Below are 25,030 nucleotides of genomic sequence, written 5' to 3'. Positions count from 1 at the left end.
GCGTGCGGCCCCGCCGAGCCCGGCTAGGCCAGCGCGACCTTCGAGTGGAGGTCGCGCGGCGTCGGCGGCTCCCCGGGCGAGCCGCTCGTCGAGATGTCCCCCTGCCTCAGGGGCCCGGGCAGGAGCCAGAGGCTCAGGAGGTAACCGAGGATCGCGCTGCCGCCATAGCCCACGACCGGAGTCGGATGGTTGCCGAGCGCGGCGGCGAGCATCACCGCGAGCCAGGCGGCCCCGAAGGTGAGGCAGGCCGGGCGGAGGTGCGGCTCACACGCCCTGAGGCGCAGCGCTGGGACGAGCAACAGGGCCAGGCCAGCCACGACAGCGCCCCCGGCGAGGGCATGGGCCGCGAAGGAGGAATGGAGGACCTGGTCGACGAAGGGGGTGGCGGGGAGCGTATCGGGGCGCAGCAGCGTCACCACGAACGCCAGGAGGCTGGCCGCGAAGGCCAGGCACGTCAGCCGGGACGCGCGCGTCGCCGTGACGGCCACCATCGCCGTGGCCATCATGGCCGCCATCGCGCGGTCCGGCTGGAGCGCCATGGCCAGCGCGGCGACGACGATTCCCATCGTCCCGAGCGGAGTGCGCGTCCAGGAGTAGCCGACGAGCATGAGCGGCAGGAGCACGAGGCTCGGCTGGACGACCACACCGCCGAGCCCGACCCAGCGACAGGCCCCCTCGACCCGGAGGCCGAGGAGCGAGGTCGCGAGCAACAGTGCCGAGAGACAGAGAATCAGCGCTCCGGCCCCGCGCTCGACCGACTCCGGGATGCGGCGGAGGAGGGACAGCAGGACCCACCCGATGACGAGCGCGCCCACGTTGCTGCCGAGGTAGCGGACAGGCGCCCCCGCGAGCGTCATGTAGACGAGCCCCAGGGTGACCGCGCCGACCGCGCAGAGCACGCCAACGGGCCCCGGACCGCGCGCCACGCCGAAGCCGCGGTCCGCGCGCGACGCACGCACCTCCGCGCTCATCAAGGAGAGGAAGGGTTGCAGCAGGAGCAGGCCGAGGGCTCGCGGCGCCAGCCCGCGGAAGCTCTCCAGCGCGAACCTCAGCGCCTGGGTGTCATCGGGAATCTCCGCGAGCTCCGCCTGGATGGCCCACGCCCAGTCGCGCTGGTGCGGCGGCAGCAGGAACCGCAGGGCCCGGCACAGCAGCTCCGCCACGCGTCGCTGGAACCGGATGCTCATGACGTCGCCTCGCGGAGGCCACGGCGAGCCACCTTGCCTTCCGGCGGATTGTCGCGCGCGAGCTGGCCCCCACTCCGGGTCAGCCGATAGGCGTGCCTCGGAGGCCGTCCGCCCTCCGCCGGCTGCTGCCACTCGGCCTCCAGGTACCCCTGGGCCTCGAGGCGAATCAGCAGCGGATAGAGCGTGCCCGACTTCACGTCCGCGAGACGGCACAGCTCATACCCGTGCGACCAGCGCTCGCCGGCCTCCAACAGCGCGGCGAGCACGACGCGGGCGTGATTCGACAGGGCGCGGGTTCGGGGCATGCCCCTTAAATCTACCTATATAGATTTAAAGTCAAGGGCCCGAGATGAACGCCGAGAGCCTGTCGACCACCCGGGCATCCACGTGCCCCGGCGTCTGGTATTCGGCGGGGCCAGGCTTGCCGGTGCCCTGGATGAACAGGTGGTTGCTCCCAGGAATCGTCACCACCTCGGCCTGGGGCAGCCCCTTCTTCCAGACGGCGAGGTCCTCCTCGGTGACCTGGTAGTCGCGCTCGCCGCGAAGGATGAGCGGGGGCCGCGCGAGCTTCCGGGCCATCGCGACACCGTCCCGTGAGGCCCAGTCCCGCCAGTAGGCGGCGGGAGCGCCCAGCAGCTTCTTGTCGCCGAGCGTCCCCGCCTTCAGCAGCTCCACGTCCTTCTCGATGCCGGCGATGAACTCCGGGGGCTGCTCGAGGTAGCGCAGCTGCGCGAGGAGGATGTCCCACGGCGCGCGCCCCGGCGGCGCCAGCAGGACTGCGCCCGAGACGGGGGCCGCGCGGACCGCTATCTCCGGCGCCAGGAGCGCACCCAGGCTGTGCCCCACCACGAAGATGCGCCTCGGGTCGATGTCCGCGCGGGCCTTGAGGGCCTCCACGGCGGCGACGGCGTCCACGACGACCTCGTCATCCATCGAGATGCCCGCCGCGGACTGCCGCGCGTACACCTTCGTCCGCTTGTCGTAGCGCAGGACCGCGATGCCTCGCGAGGAGAGCCCCTCGGCCAGGTCCTTGAACGGCTTGTTGGGCCCCGCCGTCTCGTCCCGGTCATGGGGACCGGAGCCATGGACCAGGATGATGCCCGGGAAGGGCCCCTGGCCCGAGGGCACCGTCAGCGTCCCCATCAGCTCCCAGGGCGCCTTCCCCACCGACACCTCCTCGCTCCGGAAGGCCGAGGCCTCGACATACGGCGCGGCGGACACGGCGGTCGACGGCGCGGCCCGCACGGGGGCCTGGTCCCGCATGACAGGGGCCGCCACCAGGGGCGCCTGGGACGACGACGAGCTCGCGCAGCCGCCAAACACCATCCAGGTGGTGAGAATCGAACCTCGAAGAACGCGACGCATGTTCCCTCCCCTCACAGAGGCCGCTGGGTGCCTTCGTCATCCGTCGAGCCGCGCTCGAGGCGGCGGGAGATGACGTACGAGTAGATGACTGGAATCACGACCACCACGCCCACGAGCACCATCACGAAGTCCGGCCCGTACCCCATCAACCCCGTGAGCACGAGCGCGAGGCCCGCGAGCACGAAGAGCTTCCCGCCCAACCGGTGCGTGCGCAGCCAGACCTCGTCGTTCGCGAGCGTCCAGGGCGTGCGGATGCCGAAGAAGAAGTTCTTGGTGACCTTCCCCATGAAGTTGCCCAGCGTCATGAAGAGCAGGCCCGTTCCCGCGTGGAGCGCGCGCGCCATGGGCACGTCCACGCCCAGCCCCGCGAGCAGCACCAGCCCGTTCACCATGAACAGGAACGCGAGCAGCATCGCCATGACGAACTCGTAGACGGACTGGAACCGCTCCATCCGATAGCCCCGGGGTGAGATGCGCGGCAGCGCGAGCATCACCAGGTACACGCCCGCCATCACCAGCGGCTGCATGAAGGGGCCCCAGGGCTTCGCCGTGTAGCCATCCGCCACGCCCTTCGCGTTCCAGTGCGTGGGGATGGAGTCCGGCAGTCGCTCGTAGAACACCACCGCCAGCGCGAACGACACGATGACGAGCCCCAGACCCACTGCGTTCGCGCGGCTGATTCGCATCACGGCTCCCCGTTCTTCTTCTCGACCTTGAAGAGGTCCATCAACAGCGCCGCCACGTCCTCGAACACCGTCGTGTTGAGGGAGTAGACGATCTGCTGTCCCCGTCGCTCGCTGCGCACCAGGTCCGCCGCCTTCAACACGTTGAAGTGATGCGAGAGCGAGCCCTTCGTGATGTCGAACGCCTCCGCGAGCTCGCCCGCGCTCTTCGAGCCCCCCTGCAGGAGCTTGAGCACCTTGCGCCGCGTCGGATCCGAAATCGCCTTGAAGACCTCCTGCGTCCGCATCAGGACCTTTCGATTGTTTGACGACTTTCAAAATAACGATTTCCGGAGGCCTGTCAAGCCACGGAGGCCCTGCGCTCAGGCGGCCGATTCGGCGGTGACGACGGCGACGAGCAGCTCGGACACCTCGCGCATGAACGAGGAATCCAGCGTGTCGGGCGTGTCCGTGGCGCGGTGGTAGTGGGGATTGCGGAAGTTCGCCGTATCGGTCCAGAGCACCGCCGGGCGGTCGGCCAGCCAGAACGGGACGTGGTCGCTGCGGGCCAGGTCGGGCAGCAACCGGTAGAGCGGTCCCCACGTCTTCGCGCCCATCAACCGCAGCCCCGCCGCCGCGTCCGAGCCGAGGGCCCGGTCCACCGCGCCATTGGAGCGCCCCTTCGCGAGCAGCCCGAGGAAGTCCGGGGACCGCAAGCCCTTGGGCACCCACGGCAGCGGCAGTTGCTGCGCCACGCCCGAGCGCTCGCGAAAGCCGACCATCTCCAACACGTGCGTCGTCCCCAGCCCGCACGGCAGCGCGGGGACGCCCTGGGTGACGAAGTCGCCGCTGCCCAGGAACCCGTCCTCCTCCGCGTTGAACGCGAGGAAGCCCACGCCCTCCCCCGCACCGCGGAGCGCCAGCGCCCTGGCGCACTCGAGCATCACCGCCAGCCCGCTCGCGTTGTCGTCCGCGCCGGGACAGTCCGGGACGCTGTCGTAGTGGGCCGCCACGAAGGTCACCGTGCGCCCCTTCGCGCTCCGGGGAAGCGCCACCACGTTCCCGTAGCGCCCCTGGAGGTGCACGTCGAGCCCCAGCCGCTCGAACGCCTCCGCCAGCACGTCCCGGACCCAGGCGTTGTTGCGCGCGTTCACGACGAAGTGACGAGGGATGGCCAGGCGCTCCACCCACCGGAGCAACCGCGCCTCGGCCTCCACGGCCGCCCTGTCGACAGATGCAACCACCGCCTCCGCTGCTCGCTCTCGAATGACCATGATTGACTTACTTAGTAAGCTTATGGTGTAAGTACGTCAAGCCGACATGAAGCAGACGCACAAACGAGAACCCCTTTCGAGGGAGCGGATCCTCAGCGCGGCGCTCGACATCGTCGACCGCGAGGGGCTGGAGGCCATCTCCATGCGTCGGCTGGGTCAGGCGCTGGGCGTGGAGGCGATGTCGCTCTACAACCACGTCCCCAACAAGGCGGCCATCCTCGACGGTCTCTTCGAGACGGTGCTCGCCGAGGTGCCCTCCGCCAAGCGCGGGGGGACCTGGCAGGTGGCGTTGAGGGAGCGGGCCCAGGCGCTGCGCAAGGCCCTGCGCACGCACCCGAACACGCTGCCGCTGTTCGCGACGCGCGCCGCCGTCACGCCCGGGGCCATCGCCCACGTGGAGGCGGTGCTCGACACGCTGCGCACCGCGGGCTTCAGTCCGGACGAGGCGCTCAGCGCGCTCCAGGTGTTGATGGCCTTCGTCGTGGGCCACTCGCTCTCCAGCTACGCGCCCCAGCCCGACGACGCGCAATCACATCCCGCCTATCAGCAGCTGAGCGAGAAGGACTTCCCCCGCGTCCACGAAATCGCGCGCGTGCTGGACAGCCACGACGTGGAGGAGGAGTTCGAGCTGGGCCTGGAGGCGATGATGACCGGGCTGGAGGCGGCCCCGGCGCGCCGCAAGCCCGCCCGGAAGTAGGCCCCGCCCTCAGGCGCCGATGAGCCCCTGGCCGCAGACGCGCACCGTGTTGCCCGTCACGCCGTGGGCGCCCGGGCTCGACAGGAAGGTGACGAGCTCCGCGACGTCGCGCGGCTGTCCGCCCTGGGAGAGGGAGTTGAGCCGGCGGCCCACCTCGCGCGTCATCAGCGGCATCTTCGCCACCATGGCGGTCTCGATGAAGCCCGGGGCCACGGCGTTGGCGCAGATGCCCCGCGCGGCGAGCCGGGGCGCGAGCGCGGCCACGTAGCCGATGAGCGCGGCCTTGCTCGTCGCGTAGTTGGTCTGGCCGAAGTTGCCGGACACCCCGCTGATGGAGGACAGGTACACCAGCCGTCCCTCGTCGCGCAGCGCGCCGGTGCCGAGCAGCGCCTCGTCGATCGCCACGATGGCCGCGAGGTTGACGGTGAGCACCTGCTCCCACTGCTCGGGCGTCATCTTCGCGAGCGTGCGGTCGCGGGTGATGCCCGCGTTGTGCACGACGATGTCCACCCCGCCCGAGCCCGCCCTCAGCGCGGCCACCAGCGTCACGGGCGCATCCGGAGAGGTGACATCCAACAGGAGCGCCTCACCGCCCACGCGCGCGGCGGTCTGCTTCAGCGCGTCCCCGAGCGCGGGCACATCCAGGCACACCACGCGCGCGCCCTCCTGGGCCAGCCGCTCCGCCGTCGCCGCGCCGATGCCACGCGCCGCGCCCGTCACGAGGGCCACCTTGCCGCTCAACGCCGCGTGCAGCGGCACGGCCGACGCCGCGCGCACGTCGCCGGAGAGGTGGAGCGCCTGGCCCGACACATAGGTGCTCCCCACGTCGCAGAAGAAGCGCACCGGGCCGGCCAGCCGCGCCTCGGCGCCGCGCGCCACGTAGGCGACGTTCGCGGTGACACCCTGGCGGCCCACCTCCTTGCCCAGGCTGCGCACAAAGCCCTCCACGCCACGCGCCGCCGCGGAGGCCGCGGGGCTCGGCGCCTCGTCCGGCACCGCCGCCAGCACCAGCACCCGCGCGTTGCGCGCGAGCCGGGGGAGCAGCGGGTGGAAGAAGTCGTAGAGGGCGCGCGTGTCCTGGGGCCCGCCCAGGCCCGTGGCGTCGAAGAGGACCGCGTCCACGCGCTGGGAGGCGTCCGAGGGAGGACCATCCAGCACCCGGGCGCCGCCGCTCGTGAACGCGGCCTGCGCGCCCTGTGCGGCGAAGCCACCCGGAGCCGCGCCCAGCACCACGACGCGGTTCGCGAAGGGCTGCGCCGCCCAGCCCCCTTCGGCCCGCGCCAGCCGCGTGGGCTGGGGCAGGCCCAGGGCCTTCACGAGCCCACGGGTGAACGGGTTGTGGGCCAGGGACATGAGCCGGTCGGTCATGGTGCGGTACTCCGGGGACTCGGGGAGGCGAGGCGCCGGGGACCGTAGCAGGAGTGCCCGGGCCTCGCGCTCAGCGCTTCGGCTTGTAGCGCAGCCAGAGCAAGTCCCCCGCGCGCTTCTCGACGGAGACCCGCTTCAGGTGCCGCGCGCGCCCCCGCTTCCCCTCCACGTCGAACAGCGAGGGCGTGCCCACGCCGCCATCCGCGATGGGCGCCACCAGGATGCTCAGCTCGTCGATGAGGTCCGCGGCCAGGAAGGTGCCGTTGATCTTCCCGCCCCCCTCCAGCAGGAGCTTGCGGATGCCGAACACCTTCCGGAGCTTCGCGAGCAGCTTCTTCAGGTCCAGCGAGTCCTTGCCGCCGAACAGGTACGAGACGCCCTTGGCCTGGAGGAACGCCAGGTAGTCGTCGGAGACCTGCTCGGTGAGGAGGGTGATGACGTGCTCCTCGTCGATGGAGCCCGACCTCCACGTGAGCTTCCCGGACGGGTCCAGCACGATGGCGTAGGACTCCGCGTCGCGCCGCGCGATGAAGTCCTCGCGGGGAATCGGCGCGCCCGCCTTGCGCACGGGCACCTTCGCCTTGCCGGCGTAGGGCTCCATGGAGATGCGGCCAATCATCCACGCGTCCGCGGCGTAGGTCTCCGCCGTGCGCTCGTACTCGGCCATCGCCCGGGGTGGCAGCTTCCACCCCTTCGTGACGATGCGCCCGTCGAGCGATGAGACCATGTGGCAGATGACATACGGCCGCTTCGCGTCCTTCATGGTCCGGCTCCTGTCAGAGCTTGGAGGCCACGAGCTGGGAGAGCTCGATCATCCGGTTCGAGAAGCCCCACTCGTTGTCGTACCAGGCGAAGACCTTGGCGAAGCGCTCGCCCAGCACCTGGGTGAGCGTGGCGTCGAAGATGGAGGAGCGCGCATCCCCCAGGTAGTCGCTGGAGACCAGCTGCTCCTCGGTGTAGCCGAGGATGTTCGCCATCGGCCCCTCGCTCGCCGCCTTCATCGCGGCGTGAATCGAGTCCTTGGTGAGCGGCCGGGTGCTCTCGAAGGTGAGGTCCACGAGCGAGACGTCCATCGTCGGCACGCGCATCGCCTGACCATCGAACTTGCCCTTGAGGGACGGGATGACCTCGCTCAGCGCCTTGGCGGCGCCGGAGGACGCGGGGATGATGTTCTGCGCGGCGGCGCGCGCCCGGCGCAGGTCGCCCTTGCGGTGCGGCACGTCGAGCAGCGCCTGGTCATTGGTGTACGAGTGCGTCGTCGTCATCAGGCCGCGCTCCAGCCCGAAGCCGTCCAGCAGCACCTTCGCCACCGGCGCCAGGCAGTTCGTCGTGCACGAGCCGCACGAGATGACGTGGTGCTTCGCGGCGTCGTAGTCCTGCGTGTTCACGCCCAGGACGATGGTCGCGTCGTGGCCCTTGGCCGGCGCGCCGATGATGACCTTGCGAGCCCCGGCGGACAGGTGCGCGACGGCCTTCTCCTTGTCGGTGAACAGGCCCGTGCACTCCAGCACGATGTCCACGCCCAGCTCCTTCCAGGGGAGCTTGCCCGGGTCCTTCTCCGCGACGACGCGAATCTCACGGCCCTCGATGACGAGCTTGCCGTCCCGCGCCTCGGCCCGGTGCGTGGCCCGACCATGGACGGTATCGTAGTTGTACAGGTGCGCGAGCGTCGCGGCGTCCGTCAGGTCATTGAGCGCGACGAGCTCCAGGTCCTTGATGCCTCGCTCGAACATCGCGCGGACGATGCAGCGGCCGATGCGGCCGAAGCCGTTGATGGCGAGTTTCCGGGTCATTGCGTCAGGTCTCCATGGGAAGAAGGGATGGCGGGGGCTCCCCACGGATGGGGAGCCCGCCGCCGGGCTCATCAGGCGAACTCCACTACTCCGTGGCGCGGACCCAGTGCTGGGTGCGGCCCAGCAGGGACATGCCGATGTAGCCGCGCACCTTCAGCTTCTTGCCACCGTCCTCGACGGCGACCTTGCACTTGTAGGTCTTGCCGTTGGCCGGGTCGAGGATGGTGCCGCCCGTCCACTCGTCGTCGTCCTTCTTCAGGTTCTGGAGGATGGTCATCCCGATGATGGGCTGGTCCTTGAGCGAACCCTGGCACTTGTCGCAGACGGGGTTCTGGTCCTCGGTCGGCTCGCGGAAGAGCTTCTCAATCTTGCCGAACAGCTTGCCGTCCTGCTCGGTGATGACGATGACGGACTTGGGCTTCTTCGTCTCGTCATCGATGGTCGTCCACCGGCCCGTGGGACCGGTCGCCGGAGCGGCGGCGGGGGCCTTCGCGGCCGGCGCGGCGGCGGGAGCCTCGGCGGCAGGGGCCGCGGCGGGAGCCGCGTCCTGGGCCAGGGCGTTCGAGGCCATCATCAGACACAGGGAAGTGAGTCCGAACCACCGGGTTGCTTTCATGTCTTGAGGTCCTTGCGCGCGGGGCTCACGTCGGAGGGGGCTTGCGCTCGAGCGCCCCACCAGCCCGGTTGTACTCCAACGTCACACCAGGAGGCAGCCCCGCGTGACGCGCACGGATGCCGCTGTGCGGCATCGACACCATTCGCCAGGGGCCACCCGTCAAGCCCGGGGCCTACCCCCCAGGGGTGAGCGACAGCCCTCGGGCGCGCGCCTATTCAAGAAGCCAGGCGCAGCACGAACCCGAGGACGTTCACGGCGATGCACTTCACGTCGAAGGAACTCGAACTGAGGGAGAGAATCATCACCGCCCTCCACAGCTCCCTGTCCCTGCCGCTGGTCCTGGAAGCGACGCGGGCCCCGCTGCTCGAGCTCACCCCCGCGGACCACATGGGCCTGTGCGTGATGACGCCGGGGCCGCCCCTCGACTTCCAGTGGCTGGTCCCCGGCCACCGGCTGACGTTGCTGGACGAGTACCCCCGGTGGGCCGACTCGGACTTCGTGCGTGCGCCCATCTTCGCGCAGCCCAACGTGGTGCTCCGGGACACGCAGATGCTGCCGCGCAGGGCGCTGGAAGCCAGCGCGCTGTACCGGCGCAGCCAGGAGCTGGACCTCAGGCTGGAGCACGTCATGGCCGTGCTGCTGCCCGCCAAGGAGACCCTGCTCGGCGCCTTCACCCTGTACCGGGACCGCCGGGTGGAGTTCTCCGAGCACGAAGCCGCGCTCCTCACGAGCCTCACACCCCACCTCACCAACGCGATCCGCAACTGCCGCGACATGCAGGCGGCCCGGAGCGGCGCGCGGCTCCTGGAGGAGCTCTACAACCGGCCGGACGCGGGCTTCCTGGTGGTGCTCCCGCCGAGCCGCGAGCTCCTGCGCTCGGAGCGCGCCAGGGTGCTCCTGGACACGTGGTTCGCGCCCTCCGACCTCCACGCATCGGGCATCCCGGGCATGTTGCTGGAGCGACTGCAGGCCCTGACGCGCATGTCCCCGGACGAGCGGCTCAAGCACAACCCGCTCGTGTCGCTGCGCGGCGAGACGTACCTGGTGGTGCGCTTCATCGAACTGCCCCAGCCCGAGGGCCCCGCCCAGTGGGCCCTGTCCATGAACGAGGTCCCCATGTCGATTCCCCTCCCGCAGAACATGCGCCTGCAGCTCACGAACCGGCAGGTCGACATCGCCCAGGGCATCCTGCGCAACTGGTCCAACGAGCAGATCGCCGAGCACCTCGGGCTCTCCGAGGACACGGTGAAGACGCACGTGCGTGACATCTTCGGCCGGCTGAAGGTCGACAACCGCGCGGACTTCCTCTACCAGGCCTCGCACCTCAACCGGCCCCTCTGAGCAGTCGCGCCTAGAAGCGTGGGAGCGCGAGCAGGTTGTCGGTGGAGATGCCGTTCGCCTTCGTGCGCAGGTACGGAGGCGTCGCCTCGACCACCTCCACCTTCACGTCCATGGGGCGGTTGCGCACCCGCGCATCCCCGCCCCTCTGGACCCACAGCACCAGCTCCGCGCGGCTGCACTCTCCCGCGTGGGTCGCCTCGACCCAGCGCAGGCGGGTGATGTGCTCGTGGAGCGTGCCCCCCTCGAGTCGTATCTGGGTGATGTAGCGCATGAAGTCGCCTCCGGTTCGAATGCCACGGTTGAGGGCGGAGGATCGCCGTCCAGGCGCAAGGTGTCTCTACCTCCCCGGAGGTAGAGGCCCGCTTCAGCCCTCCCGGAAGATGCCCGGGTAGATGCTGCGCGTGGCGCGCGCGGAGAGGACCACCGCGGCCTGCTCCTCGGGGTCCGTCAGTTCGCGCAGCACCGTGTTCATCTCCGCCACGTGGCCCTCGTCCAGCGCGCCGTGGCTGCGCAGGAACGTCACCGCCTTGCGGATATTGGGGATGGCGTCCACGGCGATGAGGCGCTCCACCGCGCCGCTCGCGCGCGTCTGGGAGAGGTACTCCAGGACGTACGCCGTCCCCAGCACCGCCGTCGGCACGCCCGAGCGGGACGTGAAGAAGTTCCAGCCGTTGTACGCCTCCACCGCGGGCGTCTTCACCGCGCGCTCGACGCGCTCCGCCCCGACGCCCAGGTTCTTCAGGTCCGACAGGAGCCACTTCTCGTGGCCGCGCTCCTCGTCCGCCTTGCGCAGCAGCAGCTCCGCCAGCCAGGGGTGCGTGCCCAGCCGCCGCAGCCTGCGCCCGGCGTCGCCCAGCATCGGCGTGCTCCAGCGCGCGTAGTGGTACGTCTGGACGAGGTAGTGGATGTAGCCCGCCTCGTCGAGCGTGCCGTCGAAGAGCCGCCGCGCGTCCGGGTGCGCGTCCAGCGCCGCCACCAGCGCCCTCGCCTCCTGGTCCAGAAGCTCCACCCACCCCGTCGGGTCCTGCGTCCGCGTCTGCACGTGTGTCTCCTCTCCGGGCCACATCCGGCCGTCCATGTGACTCCCTTCGTCGCCGCGGCCCGGAGTGCGCCGCGGCGACGTTTGCGTGGGGAGACAGCGGGGAGAGCAGGCCCCTGTCCGAGGCCTGGGTGCCGCTACGCCGCGTCGTCCTGGTAGTGCCGCTCGTGCTGCTGACGGAGCACGAACTTCTGGGCCTTGCCGGTGGACGTCTGCGGCATGGCCTCCAGCAGGACGACGGACTTGGGCACCTCGAAGCCGCCGAGGTGCTGCTTGCAGTGGGTGATGAGGTCCGGCGCCGTGGCCGAGGCGCCGGGCTTGAGCACGACGAAGCCGGTGACGGCCTCCGCCCAGCGCGGGTGCGGCAGGCCCACCACCGCCACCTGCAGGACGGCGGGGTGGCGCAGGAGGACCTCCTCGACCTTGATGGACGGGACGTTCTCTCCACCGGTCTTGATCATGTCCTTCTTGCGGTCCACGAAGAGCAGCTGGCCGTCGGCGTCGAACATGCCGAGGTCGCCGGTGTGGTGCCAGCCGAACGCCCGCGCGCGCTCGGTGGCCTCCGGGTCCTTGTAGTAGCCGAGCATCACGTTCGGCCCGCGGTGGACGATTTCGCCCACCTCGCCGCGGCCGAGCAGCCGGCCCTCGTCATCCATGATGGCCGTCTCGTTCGTCACCACCGAGTCCCCCCAGTACGAGCCGAACCGCTTGAGCTGCTGCTCGGGCTTGAACATGGTGGTGGCCGGGTACATCTCCGTCTGCCCCGACGCGAGCGCGAACCCGCCCGGACAGAACTTCTCCAGGAGCTCCACGAGCAGCGTGCGCGCCATGGGCGCCATGACGTACAGACACATGCGCAGGCTGGACAGCTTCGTCGTCGGACGCGCCGGGTGCGCCAGCATGGCGCCGTACATGATGGGCAGGCCCAACAGGAAGGTGACGCCGTGCCGCTCGATGGTGGCGAGCATGGCGCCGGGCTCGAACACCCGCCGCACGATGACGGTGGCGCCCGCCATGAGGAACGACACGGAGACGGCGTGCTGCGCGCAGTGGAACATCGGCAGCACGCACACCGTCACGTCGCTGGGACGCAGCTCCAGCTCGAACAGGTTCCCGCTGAGCGCCGAGTGGATGGACGCGTGCGAGTGCATCACGCCCTTCTGCTGACCGGTGGTGCCGCTGGTGTACATGATCTGCGCCAGCTGCGTGCTCTCGATGTCCACCGCCGGCGGCGTGCCGTGCTGGCCCTTCAGCGTGTCGAGGAAGGCGACGGTGCCGCCTCCGGGCGCGGCCTGTCCCTCGGGGACACAGACGATGAGGCCCAGGCCCCGCGCGTCGAGCATCGCGCGCAGCTCCGGCTTCGCGAGCAGCTCCAGGTCGATGACCACCCGCGACACCTCGGCGTGCTCGAGGATGTAGCCGATGGCCTCCACGGAGAGGCCCGTGTTGATGGGCACCCAGACCAGGCCCGCCTTGTAGATTCCGAAGAAGGCGGTGACCATCTGCGCGGAGTTGCCGCAGAGCATGGCCACCCGCGCGCCCGGGGAGAGTCCTTCGCCGAGCAGGTGGTGGGCGAACGCGTTGGCCCGCCGGTCCAGCTCCGCGTAGGAAAGCTCCAGCTCACCGTCGATGAGCGCCGTGCGCTCCGGCCACCGGAGCGCCGAGCGGCGGAGGATGTCTCCCAGCGAGACGCGGCTGATGTGCTTGTAGACGGCTTCCGGGGTCTGTCCCATCGTGTGCTCCTTCCCGCCCGACTCGGGCGCGCGAGTGGTCCCCCCCGTCATGCACCTCAGCCTCGCGACTTGCGAGGCAGGGTGCCCATGGCCTTGCTGATGATGCCGAGCATCACCTCGTCGGCGCCGCCGCCGATGGACCCCAGGCGCAAGTCACGGTGCGCGCGCGCCAGCGGGTTGTCCCAGGTGAAGCCCATGCCGCCCCAGTATTGGAGGCAGCCGTCGACCAGCTCCCGGGCGAGCCGCCCCGACTTGAGCTTGCACATGGAGGCGAGCTTCACCACCTGCGGGTCGTCCTTGTTCTCGATGTAGAGGGCGACGGTGCGGTAGATGAGCGCGCGGAGCGCCTCAACCTCCGTCTGCAGCTCCGCGAGCCGGAAGTGCACGGACTGGTTGTCGAGAATCGACTGGCCGAAGGCCTTGCGCTCCCGCGCGTACTCGGCCGTCTGCGCGATGAGCCGGTCGAACGTCACCAGGGTGCTCGCCGCCACGAAGAGGCGCTCCTCCTGGAACTGCTGCATCTGCATGGCGAAGCCGCGCCCCTCGTCGCCGATGCGGTTTCGCACCGGGACGCGCACGCCGTCGAAGAAGAGCTGCGCGGTGTCGGACGCCCACATGCCGAGCTTGCGAATCTTCGCGCGGGTGATGCCGGGCCGGTCCATGGGGACGATGATGAGCGACTTGTTCGCGTGCGCCGGGCCGTCCCCCGTGTTGGCGAGCAGGCAGACCCAGTCCGCCTGCATACCATTCGTGATCCACATCTTGCCGCCCGTGATGACGTAGTCGTCGCCGTCACGGCGCGCGGTGGTCGTCACGCTTGCCACGTCGGAGCCGGCGCCGGCCTCGCTCACCGCGATGGAGCACACGCGCTCCCCGGCGAGCGTGGGCGCGAGGAACTCCCGTCGCAGCTCGTCACTTCCGAAGCGGGCGAGCGCGGGCGTGGCCATGTCCGTGACGACGCCGATGGCCATGGGCAGCGCGCCGCAGGTGCAGTGCCCCAGCTCCTCCGCGAAGGCGACCGAGAACGAGGCGTCCAACCCCAGCCCGCCGAACTCCGTGGGCTTGGTGATGCCCAGCAGCCCCAATTCCCCCAGCTTCTTGAACACCTCCCGCGCCGGGAACAGCTCCGCGTCCTCCCACGCGTCCACGTGGGGGTTGAGCTCCTGCTCGACGAACTTGCGGACCGTCTGACGGATGGCGCGGTGTTCCTGGGTCTCTTGCATGCGCTGCCTCGGTGGCTCGAAAGCCAGAGAAAGGTCGACGAAGGGAGGGCGCCACCCCGGCACGGCGCGGCGCGCGCACCCAACGGGCGTCCAGCACACCCTCCTACCGATGAGACCCGAGTCTGCATCCCGCCCTTCTAAAAAAGCAAGCACGCTTGCTTTTTTCAAGAACCAGACGAGCGGACATCCCGCCCCCCACAAGGACTCATCCCTGGAGGGGACACCGTCGTGTCGTTCGCGGCACTTCGGCCCACCGCGTCATCCACCGGGATGTGCAGCGGGTGCGCACAGTGGCCCGACCCACGGTGCGCCCCCCTCCACGTGGCGCGGAATCGGGACGAGGGGCGCGCGCGTGGCCCGTGGAGCCGACCGTCACCGTGACGGTGGGTGCTCGCCGCCCGTGCACCCGATTCGTCGCGACATTCTCCCGGACGAGACGTTGAGGAGGACAACGCCCTTGGGCGCCCCCGCCCTGGAGAGTCAGGCATCATGCGAGCATTCATCCTCCTGCTGACCACGACGATTGTCGTCGGCTTCGGAGCCGTGGGCTGTAGAGGAAAGTCCTCCTCCGAGGCCCCCGGCGACTCCCTCCTGACCGACGCGGGCACCGCCGACGCGGGCAAGCCCGACGAGACCGACGCGGGTGAGGCGGACTCCGGGACTCCGGATGCAGGCACTCCGGATGCGGGAGCTCCGGACGCTGGGACTCCGGACGCTGGGAATCCGGACGCGGGCCGCGAGGATGCCGGCACGCCCGACGCGGGCCGGAGTGACGCGGGCACCGAGACACTGACCGCGCCCACCGGGGTGACGGCGACGCCGGGCATCCGCGAGATGACCGTCGCCTGGAGCTACACCCCGTCGACCACGGGCAGCGCGCTGTCCTCGTTCGAGGTCGCCGCCACGCCCTCCAGCCTCAAGGTCAGCGCGGGCGCCGCCGCCCGAACGGCGGTCGTCACCGGCCTGGCCAATGGCACGCAGTACCGCTTCACCGTCACCGCCATCTACGCGGATGGCACCCGGCAGACCTCCACCCAGTCCGCCGCCGTGCGCACCTTCTCCTTGCCGGCCACGCCGACCTGGACCCGCTTGAAGGGCGCGGACCAGAAGGTGGAGCTGGAGTGGAGCCTGCCGTCGGACGGCGGCCAGCCCATCCAGGGCTACACCGTCACCGTCGCGCCGGGTGGGCAGGTCATCCACACGACCGAGCGGTCCGCGCTCGTCACCGGCCTCACCAACGGCCAGAGCTACACCTTCACGCTGGTGGTCACCACCGCGGTGGGGACCTCCACGCCCAACACCAGCTCGTCGGTCCGCGTCGCCGCCCTGCCGAGCGCGCCCCAGAACGTCACGGTGACGCCCTACATCCGCGCGGCGGAGGTGCGGTGGACCGCGCCCACGAACAACGGTGGCGCCGCGATTTCGGGCTACGTCGTCACCACGCACCCCACGGGCGTGTCCCAGCAGGCGTCCTCGACGGCGACCAGCCTCTACCTGACGGGCCTCGCCGACGGCGCCACGTACAGCTTCAGCGTGGCCGCGCAGAACTCGTCGGGCACGGGCGCCACCGCCACCACCCCCTCCGTGACGCTCCCCTCGCCGCCATCGGCTCCCGTCCAGCTCACCGGCGTCTACCACGCGGGGCAGCTCGAGCTGGACTGGCAGCCGCCCGCCAACGACGGTGGCCGACCCGTCACCAGCTACCGGCTCGTCTCCACCCCCGCGGGCGTGGACCAGAGCTTCCCAGCCTCGCCCACCGTGGCCCGCCTCTCCACGCTCACGCCCGGCGCCACCTACACCTTCACGCTGACCGCTTCGAACAGCGTGGGCGCTGGCCCGGCCACCACCTCCGCGCCCATCCAGCTGCGCGCCCAGCCGCGCGCGCCCACCGACGTGCGCGTGCACTCCACCTCCGCGGGCGCCGTCGTGCGCTGGAACCCGGCCTCCGCGCCCGCCACGGACCCCGTCACCGGGTACGTCGTCACCGCCACACCCGGCGGCGGCTCCGTCACCGTCCCGGCGAGCGCCCGCGTGGCCACGGTGCCCGGGCTGACCACCGGCACCACCTACCTGTTCCAGGTGAAGGCCCGGAACAGCGCGGGTGACGGACGCCCCTCCGCGCCGGCAGGCCACCGCCACGTCGTGCCCCTGGCGTGCGCGACGCCGTCCTTCGCGCCCGTGTCCCAGTTCGCCTACCCCACCGGGGGAGACTTCATGGGCGCCGGCGACTTCAACGGGGACTCACGCCAGGACGTCCTGGTGGGCAACCTGTTCGACATCACCGTGCTCGCCAGCGGGCCCGGGCGCGGCTTCACGCGGCTGGCCAACTCCGCCAGCGCCGGCAACGTCCTCAGCTCGGAGCCCCCCGTGGTGGCGGACTTCAATGGTGACGGGAAGCTGGATGTCGCCGCCATCCTGGGCACCGACAGCGATGACAGGACGGGCGGCTTCACCGTCTACCTCGGCCAGGGCACGGGCACCTTCCAGGCGCCCCTGTCGACGCCGCTGGGCACCAACGTCACCACCAGCTTCAACTGCCTCACCGCCCGGGACTTCGACCGCGACGGGAAGCTGGACCTCTTCGCCCATGTCCACCTGGGACGGACGCTGCTCTATCGCGGCAAGGGGGACGGCACCTTCTTCGCCCCCACCACCGTCATCTCCTCCGACACGTACGACTGCCCCGTGGTGGCCGACTTCAACGGGGACGGGAACCTGGACTACGCCCGGCTCGACAGCGCCAACAACCGCATCGTGCAGGTCAACGGCACGGGCACCGGCTCGTTCCGGGTCCCCGTCTACGCTCCGTGCACCAGTTGCTACGGAAACCTGGTGGCGGGTGACTTCGACCACGACGGCGCCGTGGACGACCTGGCCCTGCTCCACCCCGAGAAGGTCCGCGTCTTCAGCCCCTCGGGTGGGACGCTGGCGCTCGCGTCCGAGATGCCCTTCGCCCGTCCGTTCGGCTCGACGGTCCGGTCGCCCCTGCTGGCCGACATGAACGGGGATGGCCGCCAGGACCTGTTCTGGACCAGCGCCCCGGGCGGGCAGCTCAACCTCCTGCCGGGCAGCGCCGGTCCCATGCCCTTCTCCACGCCGCGCAGCCTCGGCTACAACGGCGAGCACTACGCGCCCGCCGCGGGTGACTTCGACGGCGATGGCTTCACGGACGTGGCGCTCACCGGCTACATGTCCGTCCAGATGCTCTGGGGCACGAGCTCCCTGATGGAGAGCCTCCAGCTCGAGGGCGCCCCGGGCGGGCTCGCCAGCGGCGACTTCAACGCGGACGGCTTCGCCGACCTGGCCGCCGGGAGCAACGAGAAGAACGCCATCTTCATGTCGCTGTCGGGCAGCCCGGAGCGGAGCACCGCCGTGCTGTCACCCGTGTTCGTGCCTCCCGCGGGAAAGAAGGTCACCGCCGGGGTGCAGGACCTGGTCTCCGTGGACCTGGACGGTGACGGGCGCGAGGACCTGGCCGCCCTCACCACGTCGCTGACGCCGTCCACGGGCGTGCTGCCCCAGCTCGTCGTCTTCAAGCGCCTGCCGGGCGGAGGCTTCGCGCCCGCGGAGCGCTACGACGAGGACTGGACGCAGGCGGAGCTCATCGCGGTGGACCTCAACGAGGATGGCCGCTTCGACCTGGTGACGACGGAGCGGTTCACCCCCTCGAAAATCCAGCTCGGCGTGTGGCTCAACCAGGGCAGCGGGAAGTTCGCGCCCCGCCTCACCGTGGACGTGACGGCCAACTACGAGGTGCACACCCTGGTCTCCGCCGACCTGGACCGGGATGGCCACATGGACCTGGCGCTCCTGCGTCCGGGCAACCCCAACCTCGACAAGGGCGAGGTGTACGTCGTCTGGGGCAATGGCGACGGCACGTTCACCGGACAGACGACCTTCACCGGCGAGTACACGCACCGCGCCATGGGTCGCGCGGACCTGGAAGGCCAGGGCACCGTCGGCCTGCTCATCGACCGGGGCGAGGTGGGACTGCTCACCTATGATTCGGCCCGTCAGCCCACGCTGACGCCCAAGCACAGCCTGGGCATCCGCGCGGGCAATGGCATCCTCACGGCGGACTTCAACGCCGACGGCCTCACGGACACCTTCTCCTTCGAGCCGTTCGGCGCACGCGTGGTGATGCAGACCACGCCCAACACCTTCGCCCTGGGTCCCCTGCCCGGCTGGGGACGCACCGCCCGCGACGGGCTCATCGCGGACTGGAACGCGGACGGCCTGCCCGACCTCGCCTTCAGCAGCGTGGACGCCCAGGCGGCGACGATGGTGCTGAACGTCTGCGTGCCTCCCTGAGGCAGGCGAGGACCCCGGGTCAGTGCGACTCGGACAGGTGGCGGGTGGCGTCCCAGCGCTTGCCATCATAGCGATAGAACCAGGTGGCGTTGCCCTCGCCCCAGTCCACGAGCGCATCCCGGCTCGTCGCGGGCACGCCATGGCGGCCGGGCTTCTTGTTCGGGAGGTAGAGCTGGAGGCAGCTCACCTCGCGGGGCAGTGACTGGACCTCACGCACGAGCCCCTTGCTCGTGAAGAGGACGCGCACGGGCACCGAGCCATTGCACGAGAAGCCCTTGCCCGGGAACGCGTAGTCCGGCGCGCCGTCCTGGTCGAAGTCGCCCCGGATGCAGGGCACGCCCGTCGTGCGGAGCACCTGCGCATCCAGCCCGAGCTCGCGCAGCGCGGACTCCGCCGAGCCCACGCTGCCCACGCACAGGCACTGCTGCGCCTCCGCCGGGTTGCAGCTCGGGTCCTGATAGGAGAGCTCCACGCGCTTGGGGGCCGCCGGCGCGGGGGCCCCCTGGGTGCTCGGGGTCACCACGGCTTGGGACGACGCCTCGGCGTAGCCGAGGGCAACCAACGGAAGAGTCCAGCCCAGCATCCAGCGCACACCCATGATGTATCGGTTCCTTCCAGGCCCAGGAATGAAACGGGCATCCGCCTATACGGCGGGGAGCGAGCGCTATTCAATGCGCCCGCGCACGAAGCGCGCCCCCTCCCCCAGGGCGGACCGTGTCGACCGGTGGCGCGTCCCCATGGACCCGGCCTCGTCCCGGGAGGGGCGGCGAGGCAGAATCGGCCGGCACATGCTCTTCGACGCGAGGACGTGGAGCCGGCACCTGCGCGGCTACGTCATCCATGACTGCGCCATCTCCCATGCTGGGCGACTCCACTTCACCCTCGTCCTGGATGAAGGCGAGGCGGGCTTCAGCCTCGACCCCGACACGCGCTTTCTCTGCTGCGACCTGGACGCGCCCGCCGCGCGGCGGTTCTCCCATGTGGACGCGCTCAATCTCGGTCCGGTGCGCAGCGCGGTGGCCATCTCTCCCTCACTCGAGCTGCTCGCGGTCGACCCCGCCGGGCGGCTCTACCGGTGTCCAGGCCGGGGCACGCCCACCCAGGATGCGCCCCCGCTGCCATGGAAAACTCGCCTGAAGCACCACGAGGGCCACGTCAGGAACCTCAAGCGCGTGGGCCGCCACGTCTACGCGCTCACCGATGCCCGCGAAATCCTCCGCCGCCAGGGCGCGCAACGCTGGGTGCCGCTCGCGGCGAGCGCGAAGGGCGCGCCCTTCCCTCGCGCGACGGACAAGCAGGCGGGATGGAGCACGGGCTTCAACGACCTGGATGGCTTCGCCTCCGACGACCTGTACGCCGTGGGCGGCTTCGGTGATGTCTGGCACTTCGACGGGAAGGACTGGACGAAGTTGCCCTTTGCCAAGGACACGCTGGTGCACACGGTGTGCTGCGCCGGTGATGGGAACGTCTACCTCACCGGCCACCGGGGCGCTCTCTGGGTCGGCCGGGGGAAGCAGTGGAAGCGACTCCAGGATGGAGGGCTGCCCCTGTCGGAGTTCAGCGACAGCGCGTGGTTCGCGGGTGCGCTCTACTGCGGGACCCATGAGGGCCTTTGGGTGAAGACCCAGCAAGGACGGCTGCGACCCGTGCGCGAGGTGGACCCGAGGATGAAGGCGGACGTGGCGAGGTGCTCCGGTCGCATCGGACTCAGCCCGGATGGCACGAGGATGCTGAGCGCGAGCCACCGAGGCGCCTCCCTCTTCGATGGCGAGCGCTGGACACTGTTGTTCAAGACCTCCCGACCCTCCACGGCCCCACGGCGCAAGATGGACTCTCGGAGGAAGCCATGAAGCCCCCCACCCGCCCCCCGAAGCCCCGAGGACACTCACGCGGCCTGCCGGCCCTCGGGCTCGGACTCACGATGTCGATGACCGCGTGCCGGTCGTCCTCGCAGACTCCGAACGACAACGCCGCGCACCTCGTCTCATCGGAGTCCGCGCCCTTCGTGGAAGCCCCTGCCCAGACGCCCTCATGGCTCGGTATCCCCGCCTCCGACTCGCGGGTGCAGGTCATCGGACGCGCGTACCGCTCCGGGACTCGCGTGGTCTTCTCCCATCCCGGCGTGACGATTCGCGTGCGGTTCTGGGGCGATGCCCTGCGCATGCGCCTCGACGACGCAGGGCCAGGCGGCGACACGAAGACCAACTACTTCGACGTCATCGTCGACGGGGGCGCGCCCCAGAAGCTGGAGGTGAAGAGCGGCGCGGCCACCTATCCGCTCGCCACCGGGCTTGCGCTGGGGCTCCACACGGTGGAGGTCCTCAAGCGCACCGAGACCTCCGTGGGCGTCACCACGCTCGAGGCGCTCGAGGTCCACGGAGAGCTCCGGGAGCCGCCGCCCCGCGCGGCGCTGCGGATGGAGTTCGTCGGAGACTCCATCACCTGCGGCTACGGCTCCGAGGTTGCCATCATCCCGCCCTCCCCTTCCTGGCGGGCGCCGACCTTCACCTCCAAGAACGAGAACCCCACGCGAGCCTACGCATGGCTCACGGCCCGGAAGCTGGGCGCGGAGGCCTCGCTCATCTGCCACTCGGGGCACGGCGTGTACCGCAACCTGGACCTGTCGACGACGGGACTGGTCCCCGCCCTCTACGAGCTCGCGGTCCCCGGCCACAGCGCGCCCTGGGATTCCTCCGGTGAATCACCGCACGTGATTGTCATCAACGCCGGGAGCAACGACACCCTCGCCGGTCACGGCACCGACGTGTTCCTCCCGGATGAAGCGGCCTTCAAGTCCGCCTATCGGACGTTCCTCACGCGCCTGCGCACGCTGCATCCGCGAGCACACCTCGTGTGTACGCTGGGCAGCATGACGGATGGCTACAAGCAGCACGAGCAGGGCGGCCAGGTGACCTCCGTCCACGTGGGCGACTGGCTCACCGAGCTGGTCGCGGAGCGCCATCAACAGGGCGACACGCGCGTCCACCGCCATGTCATGGCCGTGCAGAATCCGTCCGTGGACGGAGTCGCCGAGGACTGGCATCCGTCCGCCGCCACACACGCGAAGATGGCCGATGCGCTGAGCCGCTTCATCCAGGACGTGATTCGCCAATAAGGCATCTGCCAACAAGCCACGCCGTGGACAGGAGAATGCTCTGTCCTCATTGAACGACACACGTGTCCAACGGCTGATGGAGCGACCTGGCAGGCCATTGGGCTCACATGCTCGGTGTGCCATGCTTTGGCCATGGCGGACACGCTCGGGTCAGACGCTCCCGTTTCCGAAGGATTGGACCGCCGTCGCTTCCTGACGTGGGTCGTCGCTTCTCCCACGTTGATGATTGCGGCCCGGCTGGGGCTCGATGTGCCCACAGCCCAGGCCGCGCAGCCCGAGGAGACGGCGGCGGCGACGATGAACCTCTACCTGACGCTCCAGGAGGACGGACGCGTCACCACCACCCTTCCACGCACGGAGATGGGCCAGGGCATCACCACCGCCGTGGCCATGCTCGTCGCGGAGGAGCTCGACGTCGCGCTCGACGCGGTCTCCATCCTCCACGAGGACGCGGACTCGCGCTGGTTCACCCAGCTCACGGGCATGTCCACCACGATGCGCCTCCTGTCCGGGCCGCTTCGCGCCGCGGCGGCGGACGCGCGGGCCCGGCTCGTCACGGCGGCGGCGCTGCGCTGGCGGGTCCTGGCGCCCACGCTCACCACCGCGCGGGGCGTGGTGAGCGCGCCCGATGGTCGACGCGCCGGCTATGGCGAGCTGGCGCAGGATGCCGCTCGCGTGGTGCTGCCGCTGGTCTCCACGCAGCCCAAGCCGGTGAGCCAGTACACGCTGGTGGGCCAGCCCACCGGGCGCATCGACGCGCGGGACATCGTCACGGGGGCGACCCGGCACGCCCTGGACCTCGACCTCCCCGAGGCGCTCCCCACGGTGGTGGCGAGACCTCCCACGCTGCGCGGCACCGTCCGCACCGTCGACGACGCGGCGGCGCGGGCCATGGGCGGCGTGGTGGACGTGGTCTCGCTGGGCACCGGCGTGGCGGTGGTGGCCCGGACCTTCGGACAGGCGCTCGCGGCCCGCGCGGCGCTGCGCATCACCTGGACGCCCGGCCCCGCCAGCGCGCTGTCCGACGCGGACATCCGCACGCGCTTGCGCGACGGCATCGGCGCGCGGCCCCTGCCGCCGTTGTTCACGACGCGCACGCTGGAGGGGAGATTCGACTTCCCCTACCTGGCGCACGCCCCCATGGAGACGCAGAGCTGCGTGGCGCGCGTGCAGGGCGGACTGGCGGAGGTCTGGGTGGGGACGCAGGACCCGAAGCATGCCCAGCGCGAGGTGGCGCGGGCGCTCGGCTGGGCTTTGACGCCGTGGAAGGTGACGGTGCACACCGTGCGCGCGGGCGGTGGCTTCGGCCGCAGGTTCTTCAACGAGGCGGCGGTGGAGGCCGCGCTCGTGTCGAAGGCCATCGGCAAGCCTGTGAAGCTGATGTGGAGCCGGGACGATGACATGCGCCACGGGCGCTTCCGTCCCGCGAGCCACCACCGCATCCTCGCCCACCTGGGTCTGGGCGGGCGCATCCTGGGCTGGCACCACCGCGCCGCCATCCCCACCCTGGAGGTGCCGCACGGCTTCGGCGACGTCGTCACCGCGCTGGTCGGAGAAGTGCTCCCGGAGGTCACCGGCGCGGTGTTCTTCGCGCTGTCGCAGAAGCTCCCCTATTCGTTCGGACAGGTGAGCCACGAGCTGCGCGACATCTCCATCCCGATTCCCACCGCGTCCTTCCGCTCGGTGTTCACCAGCCAGGTCGGCGTGTCGAACGAGGTCTTCGTCGACCAGCTGGCGCGAGAGCTCCAGGTGGACCCGGTGACGCTGCGTCGCGAGCGGCTCGACTCGAACCGGCTCAAGGCGGTGCTGAACAAGGTGGTGGCGGAGGGGCAGTGGGGGCGCGCGCTGCCGCCCGGGGTGGCGCAGGGGGTCGCCGTGCTGGAGGAGTGGGGGAGCGCCATCGCGCACCTCATCGAGGTGGACGTCACCGGAGGGACGCCGCGGGTGCTGCGCATCGTCATCGCCGCGGACGTGGGCCTGCCCATCAACCCCAAGGGAATCGAGGCCCAGCTCCAGGGCGCGGCGGTGGACGCGATGTCCACCACGCTGAGCGCGGGCATCCACATCGACGCGGGCGCGGTGCGCGAGAGCAGCTATGCGGACTACCGCTGGATGCGCATGAAGCACGTCCCGGCCGACATCCAGGTGCACCTGGTGCGCTCGGATGACCGCGTGGGCGGCGTGGGTGAGCTGGGCTACCCCAGCGCCGCGGCCGCGCTGACGAACGCGATTGCGCGGGCCCGGGGCACCATGCCCACCCGCTTCCCCATCCTCGACGAGGGAGTCTGAGCATGCCGGCCCATCAGTTCATCCTCAATGGTCAGACGGTGTCGGTGGAGGCGCCCGAGGACCTGTCGCTCCTGTGGGTCCTGCGCGACGTGCTGGGCGTGACGGGGCCGAAGTATGGCTGCGGCGTGGGCGTGTGCGGCGCGTGCACCAGCCACCTGGACGGCGAGGCGTTCCGGCCGTGCATCCATCCGGTGGGCACGCTGCAGGGCCGCGAGGTGATGACCATCGAGGGGCTGGGCGCACAGGGGTTGCATCCGGTGCAGCAGGCCTGGATGACGGAGGACGTGGCCCAGTGCGGCTTCTGTCAGCCGGGGCAGATCATGGCCGCCGTCGCGCTGCTGAAGAAGAACGCCCACCCGTCCGACGCGGACATCGACGCGGCGATGAGCGACAACGTCTGCCGGTGCGGCACCTATGTCCGCATCCGCGCCGCCATCAAGCGCGCCGCCCTGCTCCTGCGAAGCGGCGCGGGGGGCGGTTGAGGGGCGCCTGGCATGCGAGCGCCCCGAGCCTTGCCCGGACTCAGCCGAGCTTCTTGCGCAGCCAGGTGTCCAGGGCGAAGCGACCGGGACCCACGGTCATCAGCACCACCGCGATGACCAGGTAGAGCAGGGGCAGCTCATAGCTGCCGGCGTGGCCGACGAACGGGTCACCCTTCACCACGGCGTGCACGTGAGTCGCGACGGCCATGGTGAAGAAGAGGCCCAGGGACGCCAGGGGGACGAGCAGGCCCAGCACCCAGGCGAGCCCGCCGCCGAACTCGGAGAGCGCGGCGAGCGCCTGGAGGATGCCCGGCACGGGGGCCTCGGCGCCCATCCAGCCGAACGGGTTCTGGATCTTCGACCAGCCGTGGAACATGAACGCGATGCCAGCGACGAGGCGAAGCAGCAGCAGCCCGATGCTGGGCGCCGTCGGCAGGGGAGCAGGGAACAAGGAGGCGAGCTTCATGGCGAATCCTTCGAGGAGTCCGGGCTCTTCAGCTCGGGCGGGAGCGACGGGTGCGCTCCGGGTTTGACC

Annotated in this window: 23 protein-coding genes; 7 read left to right on the top strand and 16 right to left on the bottom strand. The window is 70.5% G+C overall.

Annotation, left to right across the window (positions count from 1 at the left end):
* Positions 1-23: 23 nt before the first annotated feature.
* The 6 genes from K8625_RS37905 to K8625_RS37880 all read right to left on the bottom strand — a co-directional run bounded on the left by K8625_RS37905 (position 24) and on the right by K8625_RS37880 (position 4,488).
* On the bottom strand, positions 24-1,187 hold the full coding sequence (locus tag K8625_RS37905) for a hypothetical protein (RefSeq protein WP_223785442.1): 1,164 nt from the start codon (positions 1,185-1,187) through the stop codon (positions 24-26).
* Positions 1,184-1,492 (bottom strand): PadR family transcriptional regulator, encoded by a 309-nt coding sequence (locus K8625_RS37900; protein ID WP_223752037.1) that lies wholly within the window; start codon positions 1,490-1,492, stop codon positions 1,184-1,186. The genes K8625_RS37905 and K8625_RS37900 overlap by 4 nt, the downstream gene beginning before the upstream one ends.
* Before the next feature lie 31 nt (positions 1,493-1,523).
* Positions 1,524-2,552, bottom strand: a complete 1,029-nt coding sequence (locus K8625_RS37895) for a S9 family peptidase (RefSeq protein WP_223785441.1) — start codon at positions 2,550-2,552, stop codon at positions 1,524-1,526.
* 11 nt (positions 2,553-2,563) lie between these two features.
* Positions 2,564-3,238, bottom strand: coding sequence for an SdpI family protein (locus K8625_RS37890; protein WP_223752039.1), 675 nt, complete (start codon positions 3,236-3,238; stop codon positions 2,564-2,566).
* Positions 3,238-3,522, bottom strand: coding sequence for an autorepressor SdpR family transcription factor (locus K8625_RS37885; protein ID WP_046711902.1), 285 nt, complete (start codon positions 3,520-3,522; stop codon positions 3,238-3,240). The genes K8625_RS37890 and K8625_RS37885 overlap by 1 nt, the downstream gene beginning before the upstream one ends.
* Positions 3,523-3,597: 75 nt before the next feature.
* A complete protein-coding gene (locus K8625_RS37880) occupies positions 3,598-4,488 on the bottom strand; it encodes a M28 family peptidase (RefSeq protein WP_223785440.1) in 891 nt (296 codons plus the stop codon).
* A gap of 46 nt (positions 4,489-4,534) precedes the next feature.
* On the opposite strand from K8625_RS37880, the gene K8625_RS37875 reads away from it, so the two are divergent.
* The gene (locus tag K8625_RS37875; protein WP_223752041.1) at positions 4,535-5,185 is read left to right on the top strand and encodes a TetR/AcrR family transcriptional regulator C-terminal domain-containing protein; all 651 of its coding nucleotides are present in this window, start codon (positions 4,535-4,537) and stop codon (positions 5,183-5,185) included.
* A 9-nt stretch (positions 5,186-5,194) separates the two neighbouring features.
* On the opposite strand, the gene K8625_RS37870 is transcribed toward K8625_RS37875, so the two are convergent.
* The 4 genes from K8625_RS37870 to K8625_RS37855 all read right to left on the bottom strand — a co-directional run bounded on the left by K8625_RS37870 (position 5,195) and on the right by K8625_RS37855 (position 8,962).
* A complete protein-coding gene (locus K8625_RS37870) occupies positions 5,195-6,553 on the bottom strand; it encodes a 3-oxoacyl-ACP reductase (RefSeq protein WP_223752042.1) in 1,359 nt (452 codons plus the stop codon).
* A 70-nt stretch (positions 6,554-6,623) separates the two neighbouring features.
* Entirely contained in the window at positions 6,624-7,316 is a 693-nt protein-coding gene (locus tag K8625_RS37865) for a dihydrofolate reductase family protein (RefSeq protein WP_223752043.1), read from the bottom strand.
* 13 nt (positions 7,317-7,329) lie between these two features.
* Entirely contained in the window at positions 7,330-8,346 is a 1,017-nt protein-coding gene (gene gap / locus K8625_RS37860) for a type I glyceraldehyde-3-phosphate dehydrogenase (protein WP_223752044.1), read from the bottom strand.
* An 85-nt stretch (positions 8,347-8,431) separates the two neighbouring features.
* Positions 8,432-8,962: a DUF2147 domain-containing protein gene (locus K8625_RS37855; protein WP_141332257.1), complete on the bottom strand. Its 531-nt coding sequence runs from the start codon at positions 8,960-8,962 to the stop codon at positions 8,432-8,434.
* Positions 8,963-9,220: 258 nt separating this feature from the next.
* Here K8625_RS37855 and K8625_RS37850 point away from each other — a divergent pair, with 258 nt between their 5' ends.
* Positions 9,221-10,303 carry a LuxR C-terminal-related transcriptional regulator gene (locus K8625_RS37850; RefSeq protein ID WP_223752045.1) on the top strand — a complete coding sequence of 361 codons (1,083 nt, stop codon included), beginning with the start codon at positions 9,221-9,223 and terminating at the stop codon, positions 10,301-10,303.
* Between the two features lie 10 nt (positions 10,304-10,313).
* Here the strand turns inward: K8625_RS37850 and K8625_RS37845 are convergent, their stop codons facing one another.
* The 4 genes from K8625_RS37845 to K8625_RS37830 form a co-directional block, all read right to left on the bottom strand.
* Complete coding sequence (locus K8625_RS37845; protein WP_141332259.1) at positions 10,314-10,574, bottom strand: DUF3892 domain-containing protein; 261 nt, start codon at positions 10,572-10,574, stop codon at positions 10,314-10,316.
* 93 nt (positions 10,575-10,667) lie between these two features.
* Positions 10,668-11,369 (bottom strand): iron-containing redox enzyme family protein, encoded by a 702-nt coding sequence (locus K8625_RS37840; RefSeq protein WP_370642025.1) that lies wholly within the window; start codon positions 11,367-11,369, stop codon positions 10,668-10,670.
* A 110-nt stretch (positions 11,370-11,479) separates the two neighbouring features.
* Positions 11,480-13,075 (bottom strand): AMP-binding protein, encoded by a 1,596-nt coding sequence (locus K8625_RS37835; RefSeq protein ID WP_223785438.1) that lies wholly within the window; start codon positions 13,073-13,075, stop codon positions 11,480-11,482.
* 56 nt (positions 13,076-13,131) lie between these two features.
* Complete coding sequence (locus tag K8625_RS37830; RefSeq protein ID WP_223785437.1) at positions 13,132-14,298, bottom strand: acyl-CoA dehydrogenase family protein; 1,167 nt, start codon at positions 14,296-14,298, stop codon at positions 13,132-13,134.
* A gap of 489 nt (positions 14,299-14,787) precedes the next feature.
* On the opposite strand from K8625_RS37830, the gene K8625_RS37820 reads away from it, so the two are divergent.
* Positions 14,788-18,609 carry an FG-GAP-like repeat-containing protein gene (locus tag K8625_RS37820; RefSeq protein WP_305070936.1) on the top strand — a complete coding sequence of 1,274 codons (3,822 nt, stop codon included), beginning with the start codon at positions 14,788-14,790 and terminating at the stop codon, positions 18,607-18,609.
* A gap of 19 nt (positions 18,610-18,628) precedes the next feature.
* Here the strand turns inward: K8625_RS37820 and K8625_RS37815 are convergent, their stop codons facing one another.
* Positions 18,629-19,207 carry a hypothetical protein gene (locus K8625_RS37815; protein ID WP_223785436.1) on the bottom strand — a complete coding sequence of 193 codons (579 nt, stop codon included), beginning with the start codon at positions 19,205-19,207 and terminating at the stop codon, positions 18,629-18,631.
* Positions 19,208-19,397: 190 nt separating this feature from the next.
* On the opposite strand from K8625_RS37815, the gene K8625_RS37810 reads away from it, so the two are divergent.
* The 4 genes from K8625_RS37810 (at position 19,398) to K8625_RS37795 (ending at position 24,495) form a co-directional block, all read left to right on the top strand.
* Entirely contained in the window at positions 19,398-20,459 is a 1,062-nt protein-coding gene (locus K8625_RS37810; protein ID WP_223785435.1) for a hypothetical protein, read from the top strand.
* Positions 20,456-21,724, top strand: a complete 1,269-nt coding sequence (locus K8625_RS37805) for an SGNH/GDSL hydrolase family protein (RefSeq protein ID WP_223785434.1) — start codon at positions 20,456-20,458, stop codon at positions 21,722-21,724. Before K8625_RS37810 ends, K8625_RS37805 begins: the two co-directional genes overlap by 4 nt.
* Before the next feature lie 132 nt (positions 21,725-21,856).
* A complete protein-coding gene (locus K8625_RS37800; protein WP_370640447.1) occupies positions 21,857-24,013 on the top strand; it encodes a molybdopterin cofactor-binding domain-containing protein in 2,157 nt (718 codons plus the stop codon).
* A 2-nt stretch (positions 24,014-24,015) separates the two neighbouring features.
* Positions 24,016-24,495, top strand: coding sequence for a (2Fe-2S)-binding protein (locus K8625_RS37795; protein ID WP_223752053.1), 480 nt, complete (start codon positions 24,016-24,018; stop codon positions 24,493-24,495).
* 40 nt (positions 24,496-24,535) lie between these two features.
* On the opposite strand, the gene K8625_RS37790 is transcribed toward K8625_RS37795, so the two are convergent.
* On the bottom strand, positions 24,536-24,961 hold the full coding sequence (locus K8625_RS37790; protein ID WP_223752054.1) for a DoxX family protein: 426 nt from the start codon (positions 24,959-24,961) through the stop codon (positions 24,536-24,538).
* Between the last annotated feature and the right edge of the window lie 69 nt (positions 24,962-25,030).

It is taken from the genome of Myxococcus sp. AS-1-15 (genome assembly GCF_020037055.1).
Taxonomy (GTDB): domain Bacteria; phylum Myxococcota; class Myxococcia; order Myxococcales; family Myxococcaceae; genus Myxococcus; species Myxococcus fulvus.
This window is presented reverse-complemented; position numbering and strand designations above follow the sequence as displayed.